This is a genomic window from Streptomyces glaucescens (assembly GCF_002154375.1).
GTDB classification, from domain to species: domain Bacteria; phylum Actinomycetota; class Actinomycetes; order Streptomycetales; family Streptomycetaceae; genus Streptomyces; species Streptomyces glaucescens.
Genome location: NZ_MUND01000319.1, coordinates 1 through 20,321 on the forward strand (window position 1 = coordinate 1; position 20,321 = coordinate 20,321).

Annotated in this window: 16 protein-coding genes; 10 read left to right on the forward strand and 6 right to left on the reverse strand. The window is 72.0% G+C overall.

The features are described 5' to 3' along the window. Positions 1–390: 390 nt before the first annotated feature. Positions 391–807: a spore wall synthesis regulator SsgD gene (gene ssgD / locus CCN42_RS21050; protein ID WP_086172285.1), complete on the forward strand. Its 417-nt coding sequence runs from the start codon at positions 391–393 to the stop codon at positions 805–807. Here ssgD and CCN42_RS21055 read toward each other — a convergent pair. Continuing rightward, positions 804–1,640 carry an isocitrate lyase/PEP mutase family protein gene (locus CCN42_RS21055; RefSeq protein WP_086737814.1) on the reverse strand — a complete coding sequence of 279 codons (837 nt, stop codon included), beginning with the start codon at positions 1,638–1,640 and terminating at the stop codon, positions 804–806. The genes ssgD and CCN42_RS21055 overlap by 4 nt on opposite strands. A gap of 511 nt (positions 1,641–2,151) precedes the next feature. Here CCN42_RS21055 and CCN42_RS21060 point away from each other — a divergent pair. The 4 genes from CCN42_RS21060 to CCN42_RS21075 all read left to right on the forward strand — a co-directional run bounded on the left by CCN42_RS21060 (position 2,152) and on the right by CCN42_RS21075 (position 8,202). After that, a complete protein-coding gene (locus tag CCN42_RS21060; RefSeq protein ID WP_086737816.1) occupies positions 2,152–3,774 on the forward strand; it encodes an ABC-F family ATP-binding cassette domain-containing protein in 1,623 nt (540 codons plus the stop codon). 10 nt (positions 3,775–3,784) lie between these two features. Beyond that, the gene (locus tag CCN42_RS21065; RefSeq protein ID WP_086737818.1) at positions 3,785–6,043 is read left to right on the forward strand and encodes an ATP-binding cassette domain-containing protein; all 2,259 of its coding nucleotides are present in this window, start codon (positions 3,785–3,787) and stop codon (positions 6,041–6,043) included. Between the two features lie 184 nt (positions 6,044–6,227). Then, positions 6,228–7,004 (forward strand): dimethylargininase, encoded by a 777-nt coding sequence (ddaH, locus tag CCN42_RS21070; protein ID WP_086172281.1) that lies wholly within the window; start codon positions 6,228–6,230, stop codon positions 7,002–7,004. 223 nt (positions 7,005–7,227) lie between these two features. Then, on the forward strand, positions 7,228–8,202 hold the full coding sequence (locus CCN42_RS21075) for an acyl-ACP desaturase (RefSeq protein ID WP_086737820.1): 975 nt from the start codon (positions 7,228–7,230) through the stop codon (positions 8,200–8,202). 284 nt (positions 8,203–8,486) lie between these two features. Here the strand turns inward: CCN42_RS21075 and CCN42_RS21080 are convergent, their stop codons facing one another. Beyond that, entirely contained in the window at positions 8,487–8,732 is a 246-nt protein-coding gene (locus CCN42_RS21080) for a WhiB family transcriptional regulator (protein WP_211294760.1), read from the reverse strand. A 253-nt stretch (positions 8,733–8,985) separates the two neighbouring features. Between CCN42_RS21080 and CCN42_RS21085 the strand changes: the two genes are divergently transcribed. Next, the gene (locus tag CCN42_RS21085) at positions 8,986–9,777 is read left to right on the forward strand and encodes a VOC family protein (RefSeq protein WP_086737823.1); all 792 of its coding nucleotides are present in this window, start codon (positions 8,986–8,988) and stop codon (positions 9,775–9,777) included. 236 nt (positions 9,778–10,013) lie between these two features. Next, a complete protein-coding gene (locus CCN42_RS45670; protein ID WP_281259515.1) occupies positions 10,014–10,142 on the forward strand; it encodes a hypothetical protein in 129 nt (42 codons plus the stop codon). Positions 10,143–10,172: 30 nt separating this feature from the next. On the opposite strand, the gene CCN42_RS21090 is transcribed toward CCN42_RS45670, so the two are convergent. Further along, positions 10,173–11,225 carry a LacI family DNA-binding transcriptional regulator gene (locus CCN42_RS21090; protein WP_086737825.1) on the reverse strand — a complete coding sequence of 351 codons (1,053 nt, stop codon included), beginning with the start codon at positions 11,223–11,225 and terminating at the stop codon, positions 10,173–10,175. Positions 11,226–11,336: 111 nt separating this feature from the next. Further along, the gene (locus tag CCN42_RS21095; RefSeq protein WP_245877394.1) at positions 11,337–12,356 is read right to left on the reverse strand and encodes a multicopper oxidase domain-containing protein; all 1,020 of its coding nucleotides are present in this window, start codon (positions 12,354–12,356) and stop codon (positions 11,337–11,339) included. Between the two features lie 218 nt (positions 12,357–12,574). Here CCN42_RS21095 and CCN42_RS21100 point away from each other — a divergent pair, with 218 nt between their 5' ends. Next, a complete protein-coding gene (locus CCN42_RS21100; protein ID WP_245877395.1) occupies positions 12,575–15,037 on the forward strand; it encodes a ThuA domain-containing protein in 2,463 nt (820 codons plus the stop codon). After that, a complete protein-coding gene (locus CCN42_RS21105; protein WP_086737826.1) occupies positions 15,034–17,262 on the forward strand; it encodes an OmpL47-type beta-barrel domain-containing protein in 2,229 nt (742 codons plus the stop codon). The genes CCN42_RS21100 and CCN42_RS21105 overlap by 4 nt, the downstream gene beginning before the upstream one ends. A gap of 21 nt (positions 17,263–17,283) precedes the next feature. Here CCN42_RS21105 and ligD read toward each other — a convergent pair whose 3' ends face one another. Then, positions 17,284–18,294 (reverse strand): non-homologous end-joining DNA ligase, encoded by a 1,011-nt coding sequence (gene ligD / locus CCN42_RS21110; protein WP_086737828.1) that lies wholly within the window; start codon positions 18,292–18,294, stop codon positions 17,284–17,286. Between the two features lie 73 nt (positions 18,295–18,367). Here ligD and CCN42_RS21115 point away from each other — a divergent pair, with 73 nt between their 5' ends. Beyond that, positions 18,368–19,435, forward strand: a complete 1,068-nt coding sequence (locus CCN42_RS21115) for an ATP-dependent DNA ligase (RefSeq protein WP_086737829.1) — start codon at positions 18,368–18,370, stop codon at positions 19,433–19,435. Positions 19,436–19,504: 69 nt separating this feature from the next. Here the strand turns inward: CCN42_RS21115 and CCN42_RS21120 are convergent. Then, the coding region (locus CCN42_RS21120) for a zinc-binding dehydrogenase (RefSeq protein ID WP_086737832.1) at positions 19,505–20,321 on the reverse strand (817 nt) is incomplete at its 5' end.

The following is a 20,321-nucleotide window of genomic DNA, read 5'->3' on the forward strand; positions in this document are numbered from 1 at the left end:
GCGATCGCCACCGCGGCGGCAATCGCTCCGGCAGCCCGTCCCGCCCGTCCCGGCCGAGCCGGGCGCCCGCCCCGTGCCGTGCGTCCCGTCGGTGTCCCGTGTCCCGTGTTCCCCCAGCGCCTCATGGCGGGCGAAGCTAGCGGACCTCCCGGGCGCCGTCCAGAGGGCCCCCGCGCGGGAGCCACCCCGCCGGTCACCCGGGATCGACAGGGGCAAAAGCCGCAGGTCATCCCACGCGTCACATCCGTATGACTGAATCACGGCGGAGATGGAACACGGTGACGGAGGTCACTGGGCACGGGCATGCACGGACGCGCCGATTCCGACGTCTCTCCCAGTGCCCGGCCTCATCCCCGGAAGTCCGTCCGGCCGTCACAAGGGAGCAAGGCGTTGTCCACCGTCATCGAGCAGCCCGTCGAGGCCCGCCTCGTCGCCGCCGCGCCGCGGATGCCGAGCATCCCGGCCACGCTGTACTACGACCGGCGCGATCCGTTCGCCGTTCGGATGACCTTCCCGGCCCAGGCCACCCTGGAGGGCGTGGAGGTCTGCTGGACGTTCTCCCGCGAGCTCCTCGCCGCGGGCCAGGAGGGCCCCGAGGGCCAGGGGGACGTCCGTGTGCGGCCGTACGGCTACGACCGCACCGTCCTGGAGTTCCACGCCCCCGAGGGCACCGCCGTGGTGCACGTCCACTCGGCCGAGATACGCCGCTTCCTGGAGGCGACGCGCCGGCTGGTGCCCGAGGGTCTGGAGGACGCCTACCTGGACCTGGACCACGATCTCGCGGTGCTGATGCGGGACGCCTGCTAGGGGGTGCCACCGAGCAGCGCGTCCAGCTCGCCGTAGTCGAGCCCGCCGGCCAGCGTGTCGTAGGTCCCCGCGCCCAGCAGCTCCCGCGCGGCGCGGCGGACCAGGGCGTGCGCGGCCTGAGCCACGGCAGCGCCCACGCTCACTCGCGCGACGCCCAGTGCGGCCAGCTCGGCGACGGACGGCGCGCCGGGGCCCGCCAGCACGTTCAGCGGCCCGTCGACGCCGTCGGCGAGCAGTTTCACCGTCCCCGGGTCGACGGCCCCGGGGACGAAGATCCCGTCGGCGCCCGCGGCGAGGAAGGCCGCGGCCCGCTCCAGCGTGGCGTCCACTCCCCCGGCACCGCGCAGGAAGGTGTCCACGCGCGCGTTGACGAACAGCGGCACGCCCGCCTCGTCGGCCGCCGCGCGCGCGGCGGCGATCCGCTCGGCCTGCTCCGCCACCGGGCGCAGCGGACCCCGGCCGGGGGTGTGCAGCGCGTCCTCGATGTTGATCCCGACGGCGCCGACCGCGAGCACCGCGCGGACGGTGCCGGCGACGCCCGCCGCGTCCGCCGCGTACCCGGTCTCGATGTCGGCGCTCACCGGCACCCGGACCGCGCTCGCGACGGCCGCGACGGCGGTCAGGGCCCGGTCACGCTCCAGGTGGTCGCCGTCGGACGCGCCCAGCTCCCAGGCGAGCCCGGCGCTGGTGGTGGCCACGGCGGTGGCACCGGCCTCCTCGACGAGACGGGCGCTGGCGCGGTCCCAGACGTTGGGCAGGACCAGCGGCCGGCCGGGGACATGCAGGGACCGGAAGGCGAGGGCGCGGTCGTACAGGGCGGTGTCGTGGGTCATACGGCTCACTCAACCAGCCCGTGCGCGGGCCGGTCCGGCAGGAATCCGACATGGTCGTGAGGTTCCTGGTCCGGGGTGCCTGGTCCGGGGTGCCTGGTCCGGGGTGCCTGGTCCGGGGTGCCTGGTCCGAGGTTCCTGGTCCGAGGTTCCTGGTCCGAGGTTCCTGGTCCGAGGTTCCTGGTCGTGGGGTTCCTGGCCGTGAAGGGCGCACCGGAGGTCCCGGCGCGGACCGGGCGGAAAACCGTTGACACTCCGCAGCCGCCCTCGTACGGTGTATGGCGTTCCTGTTGCCGCCGATCGGAGAAGGACGTTGCTCCTCTGAGGTCCTGAGACACCACGTCACACACCACCCGTGTGTGCGTCGCGTGCGACCTCGGCGTCGAGCCGTCCTTGCGGTGCAGGGCTTTTCCCTTTCCTCCCCGTGCCCTCGCGGACCCCTCCCCCCGGTCGTCGCTCCCCGGTGTCTCGACACGCGTTGCTCCTGACCGCTTCAAGCAACCGCGAGGCCCATATGCATACTTCCCTCACCTGCACCTCCCTGTCCTTCACCTGGCCCGACGGCACCTGCGTCTTCGACGGCCTGGACGCCTCCTTCGGCCCCGGCCGCACCGGGCTCGTCGGCGTCAACGGGTCCGGTAAATCCACCCTGTTGAAACTGATCGCCGGTGAACTGACCCCCACCGACGGCAGCGTGCGCGCCGCGGGCCAGGTCGGTTACCTCCCGCAGAACGTCACGCTGGACACCGCCCTGCGGGTCGACGAGGCACTGGGCATCGCCGGCCGGCGGGCCGCCCTGCACGCCATCGAGGCCGGTGACGTGTCCGAGCGGCACTTCGAGACGGTCGGCGACGACTGGGACGTCGAGGAGCGCGCGCTGGCGACCCTCGGCGAACTCGGCCTCAGCCACATCGACCTCGACCGCACCATCGGCGAGGTGTCCGGCGGCGAGTCGGTGCTGCTGCGCCTGGCCGCGCTGATGCTCGACCGGCCGGACGTCCTGCTGCTGGACGAGCCGACCAACAACCTCGACCTGTACGCCCGCCGGCGGCTGTACGCGGCCGTCGAGTCCTGGCCGGGCGTGCTGGTCGTGGTCAGCCACGACCGCGAACTCCTCGAACGTGTCGACCAGATCGCCGATCTGCGCTCCGGGGAGATCACCTGGTACGGCGGGAACCTCTCGGCCTACGAGGACGCGCTCGCCGTCGAACAGGAGGCGGCCGAGCGCATGGTGCGGGTCGCCGAGGCGGACCTGCGCAAGCAGAAGCGGGAGCTGTCCGACGCCCACATGAAGCTGGCCCGCCGCAAGCGGTACGGCCAGAAGATGTGGGACAGCAAACGCGAACCCAAGATCGTCATGGGGGCGCGCAAGCGCGCGGCCCAGGTCTCCGCCGGCAAGCACCGCATCATGCACGAGGAGAAGCTGGCCGAGGCCAGGGAACGGCTCGACGAGGCGGCGGAGGCCGTACGGGACGACGACGAGATCCGCGTCGACCTGCCCCACACCGCCGTGCCCGCGGGCCGGGCCGTGCTCACCCTGCGCGACCTGGAACTGGCGTACGGCGCGCGCGTGGCGGGCGGTCACGATCTGCACGGCCCGGAACGGATCGCGCTGATCGGGCGCAACGGGGCGGGCAAGACGACCCTGCTGCGCACCATCGCGGGGGAACTCGCGCCGGTGTCCGGGGAGGCGACGGCGCATGTGCCGCTGCGGTTCCTGCCGCAGCGCCTCGACGTCCTCGACGGCGAGCTGACGGTCGCCGAGAACGTGGCCCGGTTCGCGCCGGACGCCACCAACAACCGGATCCGGGCGCGGCTGGCCCGGTTCCTGTTCCGGGGCGCCCGCGCCGACCAGAGGGCGGACACCCTGTCCGGCGGCGAACGCTTCCGGGCGGCGCTGGCCGCGCTGATGCTGGCGGAACCGGCCCCGCAGCTGCTGATGCTGGACGAGCCGACGAACAACCTGGACATGGCGAGCGTGCGCCAGCTCACCTCGGCCCTGGAGTCGTACGAGGGGGCGCTGATCGTGGCCAGCCACGACCTGCCGTTCCTGGAGTCCCTCGGCATCACCCGCTGGCTGCGGCTGGACGGAGAACTCACGGAAATCACGCCAGAGGCTGTCGGGTATCCCTCCTAGCGTCGAGGGCATGCGCGAGTTCATCACCATCGTCGGAGCCCGGGAGAACAACCTCAAGGACGTCACCCTCCGCATCCCGAAAGGCCGGCTGACCGTGTTCACCGGCGTCTCGGGATCGGGGAAGTCCTCGATCGTGTTCGACACCATCGCGGTCGAGTCGCAGCGCCAGCTGAACGAGACCTTCACGTGGTTCGTGCGCAACCGGCTGCCCAAGTACGAGCAGCCGCACGCGGACGCCCTGGAGGACCTGTCGCCCGCGATCGTCGTCGACCAGAAGCCGATCGGGGGCCACTCGCGGTCCACGGTCGGCACCATGACCGACGTCTACTCGGTGCTGCGGGTGCTGTTCTCCCGGCACGGCACCCCCAGCGCCGGTCCGGCCACGGCGTACTCGTTCAACGACCCGTCGGGCATGTGCCCGCGCTGCGACGGCCTGGGCCGGACCGTGCAGCCCGCCTGGGACCGGATCCTCGACCCGGCCAGGTCCCTGGCGGACGGCGCGATCCTGTTCCCGCCGTTCGCGGCGGGCACCTGGCACGGGAAGGCGTACACCAACGCGGCGGAGCTCGACCCGCACAAGCCGGTCGGCGAGTTCACGGCCGCCGAGCGGGAGTTCCTGCTGCGCGGGCGTGGCACGAAGGTCACGATCGACGGCAGCGGCGGCTCATGGGCCCACGACTACGAAGGCCTGGCCGACCGGTTCGAACGGCTGTACCTCAAGCGGGACCTGTCCGCGCTCAGCCAGAAGACCCGCGATCTCGTCGCACGCTTCCTCGTCGAGGACACCTGCCCGGAGTGCGCGGGGGCACGGCTCAACGCCGCCGCGCTCGCCACCCGGATCGGCGGGCTGTCCATCGCCGACTGCGCCCGGATGCAGGTCGGCGATCTGATCGGGGTGCTGAGGGAGATCGGCGACCCGGTGGCCCGGCCGATCGCGCGGGCCGCGGTCGCCGCCCTGGAGCGCATCGAGGCGATCGGCCTCGGCTACCTCAGCCTGGACCGGGAGACCGCCACCCTTTCCGGGGGCGAGGGGCAGCGGCTGAAGACCGTGCGCCATCTGGGCTCCAGCCTGACCGGGATGACGTACATCTTCGACGAGCCGAGCGTCGGGCTGCACCCGCGCGATGTCGGCCGGCTCGGCGACCTGCTGCTGCGGCTGCGCGACAAGGGCAACACGGTGCTGGTCGTCGAGCACGACCCGGACGTCATCGCGCTCGCCGACCACGTGGTCGACATGGGTCCCCGCGCGGGCGCCGACGGCGGGCGGGTCGTCTTCGAGGGCACCCCGCGCGGGCTGGCCGCGTCCGGGACCCTGACCGGGCGGTGCCTGGGACGCCGTACGACGGTGAAGAAGCAGGTCCGCGCGGCGGCCGGCGAGCTGTGGGTCAAGGGCGCCGGCCGGCACAACCTGCGGGACGTCACCGTGCGGTTCCCGGCCGGGGTGCTCACGGCGGTGACCGGCGTCGCCGGGTCCGGGAAGAGCACGCTGGTCGCCGCACTGACCGAGGCGCACCCGCAGGCCGTGGTCGTCGACCAGTCGTCCATCGGCATCTCCGCGCGGTCGACGCCCGCGACCTACCTGGGGGTGATGGACACCGTACGGCGGCTCTTCGCGCGGGAGACGGGCGCCGACCCCGGGCTGTTCAGCTTCAACTCCGCGGGCGCCTGCGGCACCTGCGAGGGCCGCGGGGTGATCTGCACGGACCTCGCCTTCATGGACCCGGTGACGACCACGTGCCACACCTGCGAGGGGCGGCGGTTCCGGGAGGAGGTGCTGCGGCTGGCCGTGGGCGGCCACTCCGTCGCGGACGTGCTGGAGATGACCGCCGAGCAGGCCCTGGACTTCTTCGAGGACTCCGGCGTACGGCGGCGGCTGCGCGCCCTGCGCGACGTCGGCCTCACTTATCTGACCCTCGGTCAGCCCCTGTCGACGCTCTCCGGCGGCGAACGCCAGCGGATCAAGCTGGCGACGCGGCTGCACCGCACCGGAGCGGTCTACGTCCTCGACGAGCCGACGACCGGGCTGCACATGTCGGACGTCGACGGGCTGCTGGCGCTGCTGGACCGGCTGGTCGACGCGGGCAACACGGTCGTGGTCGTGGAGCACAACCTCCACGTGGTGGCCCACGCCGACTGGGTGGTCGATCTCGGCCCGGGCGGCGGACGGGACGGCGGACGCGTGGTGTTCGAGGGGACTCCGAGCGAGCTGCTGAGGGCGGAGGGGTCGTACACCGGCGAGCATCTGCGGCGGGTCACGGGGGTGCGGTGAGGCGACGGAGGTGACGAGGGTGCGGTGAGGCGACGGGGGTGACGAGGGCGCGGCGAGGCGGCGGGCGGCACCCCGTCCGCGCCCGGCCGGGCTGCCCTCTCCGACAATGGGCCTGCATGATGTGCGCCGACACCCGACGGGTTTCGGCCACGACCAGAACCACCCATCCGATACGGAGACCCCCGTGCCCAGCAAGAAGGCCCTCATCCGCCGCCCCAGTCCCCGCCTGGCCGAAGGCCTCGTCACGCACGTCGCACGTACGGAGGTCGACCTCGACCGCGCGGTGAAGCAGTGGGAGGCGTACGCGGAGGCGCTGCGCACCCACGGCTGGGAGACCGTCGAGGTCGACCCCGCCGACGACTGTCCCGACTCGGTGTTCGTCGAGGACACCGTGGTGATGTACAAGAACGTCGCCCTGATCACCCGTCCCGGCGCCCAGTCCCGCCGCTCCGAGACCATCGCGGTCGAGGAGACCGTGGCGAGCCTCGGCTGCTCGGTGAACTGGATCTGGGACCCGGGCACCCTGGACGGCGGCGACGTCCTGAAGATCGGCGACACCGTCTACGTGGGCCGCGGCGGCCGTACCAACGCGGCGGGCGTGCAGCAGCTGCGGGCCGCCTTCGAGCCGCTGGGGGCGCGGGTGGTGTCCGTGCCGGTGAGCAAGGTGCTGCACCTGAAGTCGGCGGTCACGGCGCTGCCGGACGGGACGGTGATCGGGCGCATCCCGCTGATGGACACGCCGTCGCTGTTCGGGCGTTTCCTGCACGTGCCGGAGGACTCCGGGTCCCACGTGGTGCTGCTCGGCGGCCACAAGCTGCTGATGGCGGCCAGCGCCCCGAAGACCGCCGAGCTGTTCGCCGACCTCGGCTACGAGCCGGTCGTCGTCGACATCGGCGAGTTCGAGAAGCTGGAGGGCTGTGTGACATGTCTCTCGGTGCGGCTGCGCGAGCTGTACGCCTGACCGGGTGACCTGCCCAACGGTTCAGCCCCGGGACCTGCGTGTCCCGGGGCTTCTCCGCATATCGGAACGGCTCGGGCAAAGGGCACCTGATCAGCGCTCTTTACGGCGACCTTAACCTACGGCTTCGTAACCTACGGATTCGTAGCCTACGATCCCGTAGGTTCCGGCGCCGCCCGCCGGGGCACCCGTACCTGTAGTCGAAGCCCGTCCCCCTGGAGTACCCGTGACGATCACCTCTCCCCACCTCGGCAGCCCTTCCGTCTGGACCGACGCACGGCTGCTGTACGCCCTGGAGGAAGTGGTCGAGAAGGAACTGAACCGCCACCTGAACGTCGCCAAGGACTGGATGCCGCACGAGTACGTGCCGTGGTCCGACGGCCGCAACTTCCCCGGCCTCTTCGAGGACGGCGAAGCCTGGGACAAGGAACAGTCCAAGGTCACCGAGATCGGCCGGATCGCCCTGGTGGTGAACCTGCTGACCGAGGACAACCTGCCCAGCTACCACCACGAGATCGCCAGCCTGTTCGGCCGTGACGGCGCCTGGGGCACCTGGGTGCACCGCTGGACCGCCGAGGAGGGCCGGCACGGCATCGTCATGCGCGACTACCTGCTCACCTCGCGCGCGGTGGACCCGGACAAGCTGGAGCAGTTCCGCATGGCCCACATGAGCGAGGGCTTCGAGTCCGACAACCGGCACTCGATGCTGCACTCGATCGCCTACGTCGCATTCCAGGAACTCGCCACCCGCATCTCGCACCGCAACACCGGCCACCAGTCCGGCGACCCGGTCTGCGACCGCATGCTGGCGCGCATCGCCACCGACGAGAACCTGCACATGGTGTTCTACCGGAACCTGCTCAAGGCGGCCTTCGAGCTGGCGCCCGACCTCACCATGCAGGCGGTCCGCGACGTCGTAGTGAATTTCCGCATGCCCGGCCACGGCATCCCCGGCTTCGAGCGGGCCGCCGCGCAGATGGCCATCGGCGAGGTCTACAACCTGCGCATCCACCACGACGACGTGCTCCAGCCGGTGCTGCGCTTCCTGAGGGTCCTGGAGATCGACGGGCTCGGCCCCGAGGGCCTCAAGGCGCAGGAGGAGCTCGGCCTGTTCATGAACGGCCTGGACTCCGAGGCCTCGAAGTTCGACGAGAAGCTGGCCGCCCGCAAGGCCCGGATGGCCGCCCGCGCGGCCCTGTAGCCCCGGGCGGACGATCATGGGGGCCGTGTCGGTCGTACGGCCGTGATCGGGGCTGCGGCATCATGCGGGCCCTGCATCACCGGCCGGCTTCCTCCCGGACCTGATCGAGGAGGACGCCGCGCGCGTGCGGCAGCGGATCGGACTCGCGCCACGGCCGGACGGATCCCGCACGGCCCCGCCCCGACAGCCTGGACCGATACGGCCGTACCGGCACCCGTGCTGTTGGGGCCGGCGTGTCAGACGTCGCGCGGGGCGACGGCGAGGACGCCGGGATCCCGGTGCGCTCAGTGCGAGGTACGGCGCAGCCCGAGGCGCTCCTTCTCGGACAGGCCGCCCCAGACGCCGAAGCGTTCGTCGTGGGTGAGGGCGTACTCGAGGCAGGCGGCCCGCATCTCGCACATACCGCAGATGCGCTTCGCCTCACGCACCGAGCTGCCGGGCTCGGGAAAGAAGAAGTCCGCCCCGGTCTGCGCGCACAGGGCCTGCGACTGCCAGACGGGGGTGGCCGGGGTGATCGTTTCGAGCTGCATGTCCGAGAGCCTGCCGGACGGCGAAAAACGTTCGATCAACGCCGGATCAACGCGGCGCTCCAGGGCCCCCGGCCGCCCCGATGATGCCCCGCGCGGGGTGCCCGACGCACGGCGGCGCGCGGAAACCGCGGAAACACCGAAGGCCACGACAGTCACCGTGAGTGACTACCGGTGCGGGTTCCGGCGGCGGTTGTCGGTGGGCGGTGCGAGACTCGGCAGAGCAGGCAACGGGACCCTTCCGAGGAGGGCGAAGATGCTCACCACCCGTTTCGTCGACGGCGCCCCGAACTGGGTCGATGTCGGCACCCCCGACATCGAGGGCGCCGTCTCCTTCTACGGCGGTCTCTTCGGCTGGCGCTTCCAGCCGGCGGGACCCGCGGCCGGCGGGTACGGCTTCTTCCAGCTGGACGGCCGGACGGTGGCCGGCGGGATGCAGACCGCCCCGGCGCAGGGCCCGCCCTCCTGGACTGTCTACTTCCAGAGCCCGGACGCGGAGGCCGGCGTCCGGGCGGCCGAACAGGCGCACGGCGGTGTGGTGCAGCGGCCCATGGACGTGGCGGACCAGGGCCGCATGGCGATCCTCACCGACAAGGCGGGCGTGCCGTTCGGCATCTGGCAGCCGGGGCGGACCGCGGGCATCGACGTGGCGGGCGACCCGGGCTCCCTGTGCTGGGTGGAGCTGTACACGGCGGACCTGCCGGCCGCCGCCGCGTTCTACCGCGCTGTGCTGGGTCTGGAGACCTTCGGCGTCCCCTTCCCCGGCGGCGTCTACACCACGGTCAACCCCGCGGGCGGCGGCGAGGACTCCATGTTCGGCGGCATGGTGCCGCTGGCCGACGATCCGGCGGAGGCGGACGCGGACCCCTACTGGCTGGCGTACTTCGAGGCCGAGGACACCGACGCCACCGTCGCCGACGCCGAACGGCTGGGCGGCACCGTCCGCATGCCCGCCACCGACGTGCCCGGCGTAGGCCGCATCGCCAAACTCGCCGACCCGTACGGCGCCCGCTTCGCGGTGATCAAGAGCGCGCCGTCCCAGGAGTGAACCGGAGCGGGGGCGGCGCACCAAACCTGTCAGGATTCGATCCCGTGCAAGGTGACTTCTCTTCAGGAGCACTGAGAGCGGAGGCTGCGCATGACGCCGCAGGTCCCCGCCGAAAGCCGCGAGTCGTCCCGTGCGGGAGGGGCGGCCAGGAGGGCTGTTGCCAGGGGTGGCCTGGTGCGCCTTCGTCGCCTTCTCGGACCCGGCGCGCGCCCCTGTGGTCGCGGGTCGGCTACGCGGTGACCGCGTTCGTGTCCGCCGCGGGCACGGCGGCCGAACTCGTGGCGGCGGGCAGGCGCCGGCGCGGCGTCGCGAAGGGCATCGCCGACGAGCGTCCCGGCGTGACCGCCGGGTTCCGCGGGGCGTGACGGGGCGGCGCGAAGGTGCGGGCGCGCCCGTCAGGCGGAGGCCCGCCGGACCAGCGTCGTGGGCAGCACCACACCGGTCGGGGCGTCCGTCCCGGCGCCGTCGCCGTCCGGCGTGGCCGGCGTATCGGGGTCGAGGCGGTGCAGCAGCAGGCGGGCCATCAGGCGGCCCATCTCCTCGATGTCCTGACGGACCGTCGTCAGCGGCGGGTCGGTCTGTTCCGCCAGGGGCAGCATGTCGTCGAAGCCGATCACGGCGACGTCGTCGGGCACACGCCGGCCTCGCTCCCGCAGCACCCGCAGGGCACCCGCGGCGGTCAGGTCGTTCGCGGCGAACACGGCGTCCAGGCCGGGAACAAGGTCCAGGAGTGCGCGCATGGCCCGCTCCCCGCCGGCCGGTGTGAAGTCGCTCTCCACGACCAGCCGGGGGTCCGCGTCGCCCACCACGTCCCGGTAGCCGTCGAGCCGGTCCGCCGCCGAGGTCTGGTCGAGCGGGCCGGTGATGTGCGCGATGCGAGTGCGGCCCAGGCCCGCGAGGTGGCGTACGGCCTCCCGGGCGCCACCGCGGTTGTCGCTGTCGACGTACGGGGCCCGCAGTGCCTCGTCGCTCCAGCCGGGCCGCCCGCCGAACACCGTCGGCACTCCGGCGCGCTGGATGAGGCCGGGCAGCGGGTCGTCGAGGTGCAGGGAGAACACCAGCGCGCCGTCGACATGGCCGCCGGCCAGATAGCGGGCCACGCGCGCGTGGTCGTCGCGGCCCTCCGTCAGCAGCAGCACCAGCTGGTTGTCGTGGGCGGTCAGCTCCTTGCTGATGCCCCGCAACTGCCGCGCGAAGAACGGGTCGGCGAAGACCCGGTCCTCCGGTTCGGCGATGACGACGGCGACCGCGTCGTGCCGCTTGGTCACCAGGCTGCGGGCCGCCTGGTTGGGGACGTAGCCAAGCTCCTCCACCGCCTGCCGGACCCGCTCCACCAGGGGTTCGCGGACTCCGTCCCCGCCGTTCACCACCCGCGACACGGTGGCCCGGGACACGCCCGCCCGCGCGGCCACGGCCTCCAGCGTGGGACGCGACGCTGCCTCGGTCACTTCGGGACTCCTCCTCGGCGGTTGCCGAAAAGGATAACCACGCGGGCCGAGCCCCGAGGTGGTGCCCGCGTCACCGGCGGACGAGAGGGCCGGGCCGGTCTCCGGCGCTCGTCATTGGGCGTGCTCGTGCCCGGTGGCCGGCCCGGACCCGCCCATCGCGCCCGAGCCGTGCGGCTCGTGGGGGTCGTGCGGCTCGTACCCGGGGATCGTGCCGTCCGGTTTCTTCACCAGGAACAGCCCCACCATCCCCATGTCGGAATGGCTCTGCACATGGCAGTGGTACATCCAGGCGCCGGCCCCGACGCCCTCCCCCGCGACGACCTGGAAGCCGAAGGAGTCCGCCGGGCCGACGATCTTGTTGTCGATGACCTGGCTGGGGTCCTCGGGGCCGGTCAGCATGCCGGTGCGGTTGTCGGCCCAGCGATGTCCGTGCAGGTGGAAGGTGTGGTAGTACTCGCCGTGCGTGATCATCACGAACTCGACGCGGTCGCCCACCGTCGCCTCGAAGTCCGGGCCGGTGTGCGGGGGCCGGTTGTTGACGGTCATGTCGTTGAAGACGATGGTGTGGGTCCGGTCCGGCAGGATGTCGCCCTTGCGGCGGACGATCACCGGCCCGTACAGGCCCTTGCGGATGCCGCCCGTGCCGTGTTCGGTGCCCACCACGTGGTCGTGGTAGTGCCAGTAGCCGGCGCTGCCCGCCCGCCAGGTGCCGTCCTTGCGGCGGCCCGGGGCGTGGGTGCGCCAGGTGTAGGTGCGGGTGCCGCCGGGTTCGACGTCGCTCCCGTTCTGCTTGGTGCCGTCGCTGGAGATCTCGTAGTCCAGGCCGTGGACGTGCAGACTCACCGGCACGTCCATGGTGTTCTCGAAGTCGATGTGCAGGGTGTCGCCCTCGTTCAGCTCGATCAGCGGTCCCGGGATCGTCGCCTTGCCCTTCTCCAGGCCGTAGCCCATCTGTCCGTCGGCGAGTCGCTCGGCGTAGAGCCGGATGCGTCTCACCTCGCCGCCGGCCGGGGCCGTCCTGACCGCTTCGCCGGCGCCGGTGGCCTCGGGTGCCGCCGCCAGGGACAACGATGTCGCGGCGACCGCCGCGCCGCTCAGGAGGACCCGCCGGTTGAACCCACGTCTGTCCATGCCGAACTCCCCACTCCGGTACGGGATTCGAGACGGTAGCGGGGCACACCGCGTTTATCCACACCCAGGACAAAGTTCGTTGGATCCCGGTCATATCTATTGGCGAACCACGCAAAGAGGTCTAGCTTCCTTGGCGCTGTTGCTGTGACCGACGAGGGGTGGGTGACCACATGCGGTCCACACCGCACCAAAGGCCCAGGAAACGACGACGGCCGGGCATGGGCGGACGCGCCGTGACGGCCGTCCTGACCGCCGGTCTGCTCACCGCAGGCCTGCTCTCCGGCACCGCCGCGAGTGCGCGCCCGGAGCCGGGACCGTCCCTGACAACGATGTCCGTCAAGTCGCCGCCGGGCGGCGCGAACGTACGGGTGCTGATCTTCTACGGTTCCGCGGCGTCCGGGGGCGAGTCCCCGCTCGTGAACGCCGGGATCGAGGCGATCGAGCGGATCGGGCTGTCCGGCCCGGTGAACCAGCGCTTCAAGGTCGAGGCCACGGACGACGCCTCGGTCTTCACCGACGAGGCCAGGCTCGGCCGGTTCAACGCCATCGTCTTCCTCACCGGGGGCGGCGACGTCCTCGACCCGGAGCAGGAAGCGGGCCTGGAGGCGTACATGGAGGCGGGCGGCGGTTTCGTCGGCCTGCACGACGCCGCCCGCGCGGAGCCGTACTCGGAGTGGTTCACCGGGCTGATCGGCGCCCGCCCGGCCTCCTCGAGCCCCACCACCGTGCAGCGGGCGACGGTGGAGGTCGGCGACCGTGTGCACCCGGCCACCAAGGATCTGCCGGTGCAGTGGAAGCGGCCGGACCGGTGGCTGAACTGGGTGAAGAACCCTTCCGGCACGGTGCACACCGTCGCCCGGGTACGGGAGTCCACATACCGGCCCGGCACCGGCGCGAGCGGCTGGGACCATCCCGTCAGCTGGTGCCGTGACTACGACGGCGGCCGCTCCTTCTACACCGGCATGGGCGGCACGGTGTCGTCGTACGACGAGACCGACTTCCGCGCCCACCTGCGCGGCGCCCTGCTGTGGACCACACGGCTGGTGCGCGCCGACTGCAAGGCCACCATCAACGGCAACTACCGGGCCGAACGGCTGACCAAGCCCAACCAGCCCGGCCGGAACGACCAGATCGGCGAGCCGCACGGCCTGGTCACCGCCCCCGACGGGCGGGTCTTCTACATCGGCCGCGGCGGCGCCGACTCCTCCCAGCCGGTGATCACCGACTGGAACGACCCGGACATCGGCAAGGGCAAGGGCGAGATCCACGTCTACGACCCGAGGACCGGACAGGTCACCCTGGCGGGCGCGCTGACGGTCTTCGGCAACAAGGGCGGCGGCGACGAGCTGGTCAAGGTCGAGGAGGGCCTGCTCGGCATCGAACTCGACCCCCGGTTCGAGGAGAACGGGTGGGTGTACCTGCACTACACCCCGCACTCCGGGATCGACCGTGAGACCCGGATGGCCGAGCGGCGCGTCTCCCGCTTCACCTTCGACCGGGCCACCGACAAGCTGGACCTGGGCAGTGAGAAGGTGCTGCTCGAGTGGCCCGTGCAGATCCACAGTTGCTGCCACGCGGGCGGCGGGATGGCCTGGGACTCCAAGGGCAACCTGTACATCGCGACCGGCGACAACAACTCCAGCCGCTTCAGCGACGGTTACTCCGGCAACAACCCGGAGCCCGACTTCAAGGGCGTGTCCTTCGCCGACGCCCGCCGCACCGCCGGCAACACCAACAACCTCAACGGCAAGATCCTGCGCATCCACCCCGAGCCCGACGGGACCTACACCCTCCCCGAGGGGAACCTGTTCACCGGCGAGGAGACCGACGAGGGCGGGGGCAAGACCCGCGGCGAGATCTACGTCATGGGCGTCAGGAACCCGGCGCGCATCTTCGTCGACAAGACCACCGACATCCTCTACGCGGGCTGGGTCGGCCCGGACGCCTCGGCGCCGTCCCCGGTGTGGGGCCCGGCGAAGTACGACACCTTCGCGGTGATCACCAAGGCGAGCAACCGGGGCTGGCCGTACTGCATGGGCAACAAGCAGCCGTACCGGGACCGGAACCTGCCGGACCCGTCCGAGCCGCTCGGCTGGTACGACTGCGACCATCCGAAGAACGAGTCCCCGAACAACGACGGCCTGGTCGACCTCCCGCCGGTCACCGGGAACAACATCTGGTACTCCCCGCAGGGCGGCGGCCCCGACTTCCCGCGCGACGCCGACGGGATTCCGTCGTACCGGCAGGAGGACGCCACGTACCGGCTGCCGTGGCTCAAGGGCGGCGGGCAGGCCGCGATGAACGGGCCGGTCTACCGGCACGCCGATGTCGCGCCCGGCAGCGACGTGGCCTGGCCCGCCTACTGGGACGGCAAGTGGTTCGTCGGCGACTTCTACGACGCCGACCAGCCGCGCAACGCCGTACTGATGGACCCGAGGACGCAGGGCGACGGCGGGCCGCCGGTGCACTCCGAGTCGCTGAAGAAGATCGTCCCGGTCGGCAACGACGGCATCAAGAACCTGATGGACTGGAAGTTCGGCCCGGACGGCGCGCTGTACGTGCTCGACTACGGCCGCGGGTTCTTCACCTCGGACGCCAAGTCCGCCCTGTGGCGGGTGACCTACACCGGCGGCGGCCCGACGCCGGCCGCCGACCAGCTGGCGAGGGGGTCTCAGTCGTGAGAACCGTACGACGCCGACGAAGGACGGTGGCCGCCCTGCTGGCGGGGCTGCTCCTGCTGCTCGGGGTGCAGGCGGCCCCGGCGGCGGTCGGGCAGAGCGAACCGCCCGCCGCGTCCGCCGCACCCGAAGCCGCCCAGGTGCTCACCTGGACGGCCGGGGACGACATCACCAAGTACACCTCGGCGCCCGCGACCGCGGTGGCGGGCCCGGCGACCATCGTCTTCGAGAACAGCGCGGCCACCGGCAACACCACCGGCATGCCGCACACCCTGACCTTCGCGACCAGCGACCCCGAGTTCAACAGCGACGTCCCGCTGAACATCCTGGCCGGTCCGAACGACGACATGGGCGGCCGGCACACCGCCGAGGTCACCCTGACCCCGGGCCGCTACTTCTACCACTGCACCATTCCCGGCCACGGGTCCATGCAGGGCATCCTCGTGGTGACCGAGGGCAGCGGCGAGGACACGACACCGCCCGAGGCCACGGCGGAGGTCAGCGGGACGCGGAACGGGCAGGGGCAGTACGTCGGGTCGGCGAGCGTCGGCATCCGGGCGACGGACGCCGACGGCGGGTCGGGGGTCGACCGCATACAGTACGCGGTCGGCGCCGACGGCGACTGGCTCGCGTACACCACCCCGGTCGTCATCGACCAGGTCGGCACCCACACCGTCCGCTACCGCGCCTACGACAGGGCCGGCAACGTCTCCGCCGAGAAGAGCGTCGAGTTCACCGTCGTCGCCCCGCCGACCGACGACACCACCCCGCCGGAGACCTCGGCCACGGTCAGCGGCGAGCGCAATCCCGACGGCACCTACATCGACATGGCCACGGTCACCGTGACCGCCTCGGACACCGGGTCCGGGGTGAACACCATCGAGTACGCGATCGGCGCGTCCGGCGCCTGGCAGCCGTACACCGCCCCCGTGATGGTGCACCGGACCGGCGACCACACCGTCCGTTACCGGGCCACGGACAAGGCGGGCAACGTGGCGGCGGAGAAGAGCGTCGCGTTCACGGTGGTGGCCGCGCCCCCGCAGGACACCACACCGCCGGTCACCGGGGCGACCGTCGACGGTACCCGGAACTCCGACGGGGCCTACGTCAACCGGGCCACGGTGAACGTGAGCGCGACCGACCCGGGCGGGTCGGGGGTCGACCGTATCGAGTACGCGCTCGACGGTGGACCGTACATCGCCTACACGGCACCGCTGGTCGTCGACCGCGCCGGCGCCCACACCGTCGCCTACCGCGCCACCGACAAGGCCGGCAACACCTCCCCGGCCCGCACGGTGAGCTTCACCGTCGTCTCCGGCCAGGTCCCGGCCCCGAACTGCCCGGAGTACGACGAACGCCTCACCGTCATCGTCGGCACCGTCGACTCGGGCGTCCCCAACCGGGTCACGAACAACCGCTGCCGGATCAACGAGCTGATCGAGGACGAGAAGCAGTGGTCCTCGCACGCGCTCTTCCTCAAGCATGTGAAGGCGGTCCTCGACACGCTGCTGCGCGACGGGGTCGTCGACCAGCGCGAGTACAACGCGGTCCAGCGGGCGGCGCGCCAGTCCGGCATCGGCAGGCCCGGCCAGACCGACGGCTACCGCACAATCTTCGACGGCAGCGCGGAGTCGTTCGCCGCCTGGCAGCACGTCGGCGGCGGTTCCTTCGCCCTCAACCCCGACGGGTCGATGACCAGCGGCACCACCGAGGCGGGCCTGGGCATGCTGTGGTTCCCGCAGCGCAAGTACGGCGACTTCTCGCTGCGCCTGCAGTGGCGGGACGACGCGCCCGGCACCGGCAACGCCAACTCCGGCGTCTTCGTGCGCTTCCCGTGGGTCCACGACCACCCGGAGGAGCCGCGCCCGGAGTGGGTCGCCATCAAGTACGGCCACGAGGTGCAGGTGCTGGACCGGCCGGACGGCGACATGTACAAGACGGGCTCGGTGTACGGCTTCGACCGGGTCGGGCTCGCCGGTGCCGGTGTCACCCAGAAGGGCACCTGGAACGACTACGAGATCCGCGTGGTCGACCAGCACTACTCGGTCTACCGCAACGGTGTGCTGATCAACGAGTTCCACAACATCGGCGGCCAGGAGTTCGCCCCGCCCCGCGCGGACGACCCGGGCAGCGACGGTCGGCGGTTCGCCTCCGGCTACCTCGGGCTCCAGGTCCATGGCACGACCGATGTGATCTCGTACCGGGACATCAGGATCAGGGAGTTGTAGCCCGTCCCCGAGGGCTGCGGCTCAGCCCTTCCTCGCCCTGCTCGGCTGTACCCGCTTGGGTTCCCCCGGCATCTTCGGATACTCGGGCGGGTACGGCAGATCGCCGAGTCCGTGGTCGTGCTCGTCGCGGCGGGCGAGGTCGAGCAGGGCGTCCAGGGAGTAGCGGTGCTCGTCCATGTCCGCGTGCACGTCGCCGGCCTCGGCGAAGCGCGCGGGCATGGTCGCGAGGTCGAAGTCCTGCGGGTGCGCCACCCCGACCTCCTCCCAGCGCAGCGGCGCGGAGACGGGGGCGTGCGGGCGGGGCCGTACGGAGTACGCGGAAGCGATGGTCCGGTCCCGGGCCGTCTGGTTGTAGTCGACGAAGATCTTCTGCCCCCGTTCCTCCTTCCACCACTTGATGGTCACCTGCTCCGGCATCCGCCGCTCCAGCTCCCGGCCGACGGCGATGGCGGCGCGCCGGACCTGGGTGAAGGTCCAGCGCGGTTCGATGGGCACGAAGACGTGCAGTCCGCGCCCGCCGGAGGTCTTCGGGAAGCCCCGCAGCCCGCCGAACTCCTCCAGTACCGCACGTAGTTCGTGGGCGGCGCGGGCCGCGTCGTCGTAGTCGGTGCCGGGCTGCGGGTCGAGGTCGATGCGCAGTTCGTCGGGGCGGTCGACGTCGTCGCGGCGGACCGGCCAGGGGTGGAAGGTGAGGGTGCCGTACTGGGCGGCCCACACCACGGCGCCCTCCTCGGTGGGGCACATCTCGTCGGCGGTGCGTCCGCTGGGGAAGGTGATGTGGGCGGTGGGGATCCAGTCGGGCATGCTCTTGGGCGCCCGCTTCTGGTAGAACCACTCGCCGGTCACCCCGTCGGGGTAGCGCTCCAGGGTGGTGGGCCGGTTCCGCAGGGCGCGCAGGATGCCGGGGCCGACGGCGATGTAGTACCGGGCGAGGTCCAGCTTGGTGAAGCCGCGTTCCGGGAAGAAGACCTTGTCCGGGTTGGTCAGCCGCACGGTCCGGCCGGCCACCTCGAGTTCCACCGCTTCGCCCATGCAGCCACGGTAGACACACCTCTCGTTCCTCGCATACCGGGCATCTATGGCCGTATGCGCGCAGAATCGGACCATGGATCTGCCGGTCATGCCCCCCGTGAAGCCGATGCTCGCCAAGTCCGTGGCGAAGATCCCGCCAGGCATGCAGTACGAGGCGAAGTGGGACGGGTTCCGGGCGATCGTGTTCCGGGACGGCGCCGAGGTGGAGCTGGGCAGCCGTACCGGAAAGCCGCTGACCCGGTATTTCCCCGAGCTGGTGACGGCGCTCGCGGAGCGGTTGCCGCGGCGGTGCGTGCTGGACGGGGAGATCGTGATCGCGCGGGAGGGGCGGCTGGACTTCGACGCGCTCACGGAGCGGATCCACCCCGCGGACTCGCGGGTGCGGATGCTCGCGGAGAGGACGCCGTCCTCCTTCGTCGCCTTCGACCTGCTGGCCCTGGACACCGAGTCGCTGCTCGACGTGCCCCAGGTGGACCGGCGGGCCCTGCTGGTCAGGGCGCTGGACGCGGCGACGCCCCCGGTGCACGTGGCGCCGGCGACGACCGACATCGAGGTGGCGCGGCAGTGGTTCGAGCAGTACGAGGGCGCGGGGCTGGACGGGGTGATCGCCAAGCCGATGGATCTGCGCTACCGCCCGGACGAGCGCGCCATGTTCAAGATCAAGCATGAGCGGACGGCGGACGTGGTCGTGGCGGGCTACCGCCTCCACAAGAGCGGGCCGGTGGTCGGCTCGCTGCTGCTCGGGCTCCACGACGACCGGGGCGTCCTCCAGCACGTGGGCGTGTCGGCGGCGTTCTCGATGAAGAGGCGGGCCGAGCTGGTGGCGGAGCTGGAGCCGCTGCGGATGACGGACGCCCAGGGGCATCCGTGGGCGGCCTGGGCGGAGGAGGCCGCGCACGAGTCGGCGCGGCTGCCCGGCGCGCCGAGCCGCTGGTCGGGCAAGAAGGACCTGTCGTGGGTGCCGCTGCGGCCCGAGCGGGTCGCGGAGGTGGCGTACGACCACATGGAGAACGGGGCCAGGTTCCGCCACACGGCCCGGTTCCGCCGCTGGCGCCCCGACCGGACGCCGGAGAGCTGCACCTACGCCCAGCTGGAGGAGCCGGTGCGGTACGACCTCGCGCAGATCTTCGGCGAAAAGTGACCCGCCGGGGGCGGCCCCACGGACCGGGTGGCCGCCCCGCCGGTCACGGTCGCACCGGCGCCTGCCGTGTCACGGCTGCATCAGCACCTTCACCGCGCCCTCACGCTTGCGCTGGAACATCTCGTAGGCGTGCGGGGCGTCGTCCAGCGGCACCCGGTGGGTGGCGAAGTCGTCGACGCCGAGCGGGTCCTCGTCGGTGAGGTAGGGGATGATCTCGTCGGTCCAGCGCCGCACGTTGGCCTGCCCCATGCGGATCTGGAGCTGCTTGTCGAAGAGGGTGAGCATCGGCAGCGGGTCGGCCATGCCGCCGTAGACGCCGACGAGGGACAGGGTGCCGCCGCGGCGGACCAGGTCGATCGCGGTGTGCAGGGCGGCGAGCCGGTCCACGCTGAAGCGCTCCGCCAGCGGCGCGCCGATGGCCCGGGGCAGCAGGGCGGCGGCCTGCTGGGTGAGCTTGGCGGCGGCGCTGCCGTGCGCCTCGGTGCCGACCGCGTCGATCACGGCGTCGGGGCCGCGCCCGTCGGTCTCGTCGCGGATGGCGGCGACCAGTTCCTTCTCGCTGTCGAAGCTCTTCAGGTCGTACGTCTCCACGCCGCGCGCGCGGGCCCGCTCCAGCCGCTCGGGGACCAGGTCGACGCCGAACACCCGCCCGGCGCCGCGCACCTGGGCGACCCGGCAGGCCATGTCACCGATCGGCCCGAGGCCGAGCACGGCGACGCTGCCGCCCACGGGGATGTCGGCGTAGGCGACCGCCTGCCAGGCGGTGGGCAGCACGTCGGAGAGGTAGACGAAGCGGTCGTCGGGCGGGCCTTCGGGGACCTTGATCGGCCCGAACTGGGCCTGCGGGACCCGCAGGTACTCCGCCTGGGCGCCGGGGACCGCGCCG

Bases quoted from the DNA above. Each gene is read 5' to 3' on its own strand.
- CCN42_RS21055 (WP_086737814.1), bottom strand. From the start codon at position 1,640: ATGACCCACGACACCGCCCTGTACGACCGCGCCCTCGCCTTCCGGTCC.
- CCN42_RS21060 (WP_086737816.1), top strand. From the start codon at position 2,152: ATGCATACTTCCCTCACCTGCACCTCCCTGTCCTTCACCTGGCCCGAC.
- CCN42_RS21065 (WP_086737818.1), top strand. From the start codon at position 3,785: ATGCGCGAGTTCATCACCATCGTCGGAGCCCGGGAGAACAACCTCAAG.
- CCN42_RS21080 (WP_211294760.1), bottom strand. From the start codon at position 8,732: ATGCAGCTCGAAACGATCACCCCGGCCACCCCCGTCTGGCAGTCGCAG.
- CCN42_RS21085 (WP_086737823.1), top strand. From the start codon at position 8,986: ATGCTCACCACCCGTTTCGTCGACGGCGCCCCGAACTGGGTCGATGTC.
- CCN42_RS21095 (WP_245877394.1), bottom strand. From the start codon at position 12,356: ATGGACAGACGTGGGTTCAACCGGCGGGTCCTCCTGAGCGGCGCGGCG.
- CCN42_RS21100 (WP_245877395.1), top strand. From the start codon at position 12,575: ATGGGCGGACGCGCCGTGACGGCCGTCCTGACCGCCGGTCTGCTCACC.
- ligD (WP_086737828.1), bottom strand. From the start codon at position 18,294: ATGGGCGAAGCGGTGGAACTCGAGGTGGCCGGCCGGACCGTGCGGCTG.
- CCN42_RS21115 (WP_086737829.1), top strand. From the start codon at position 18,368: ATGGATCTGCCGGTCATGCCCCCCGTGAAGCCGATGCTCGCCAAGTCC.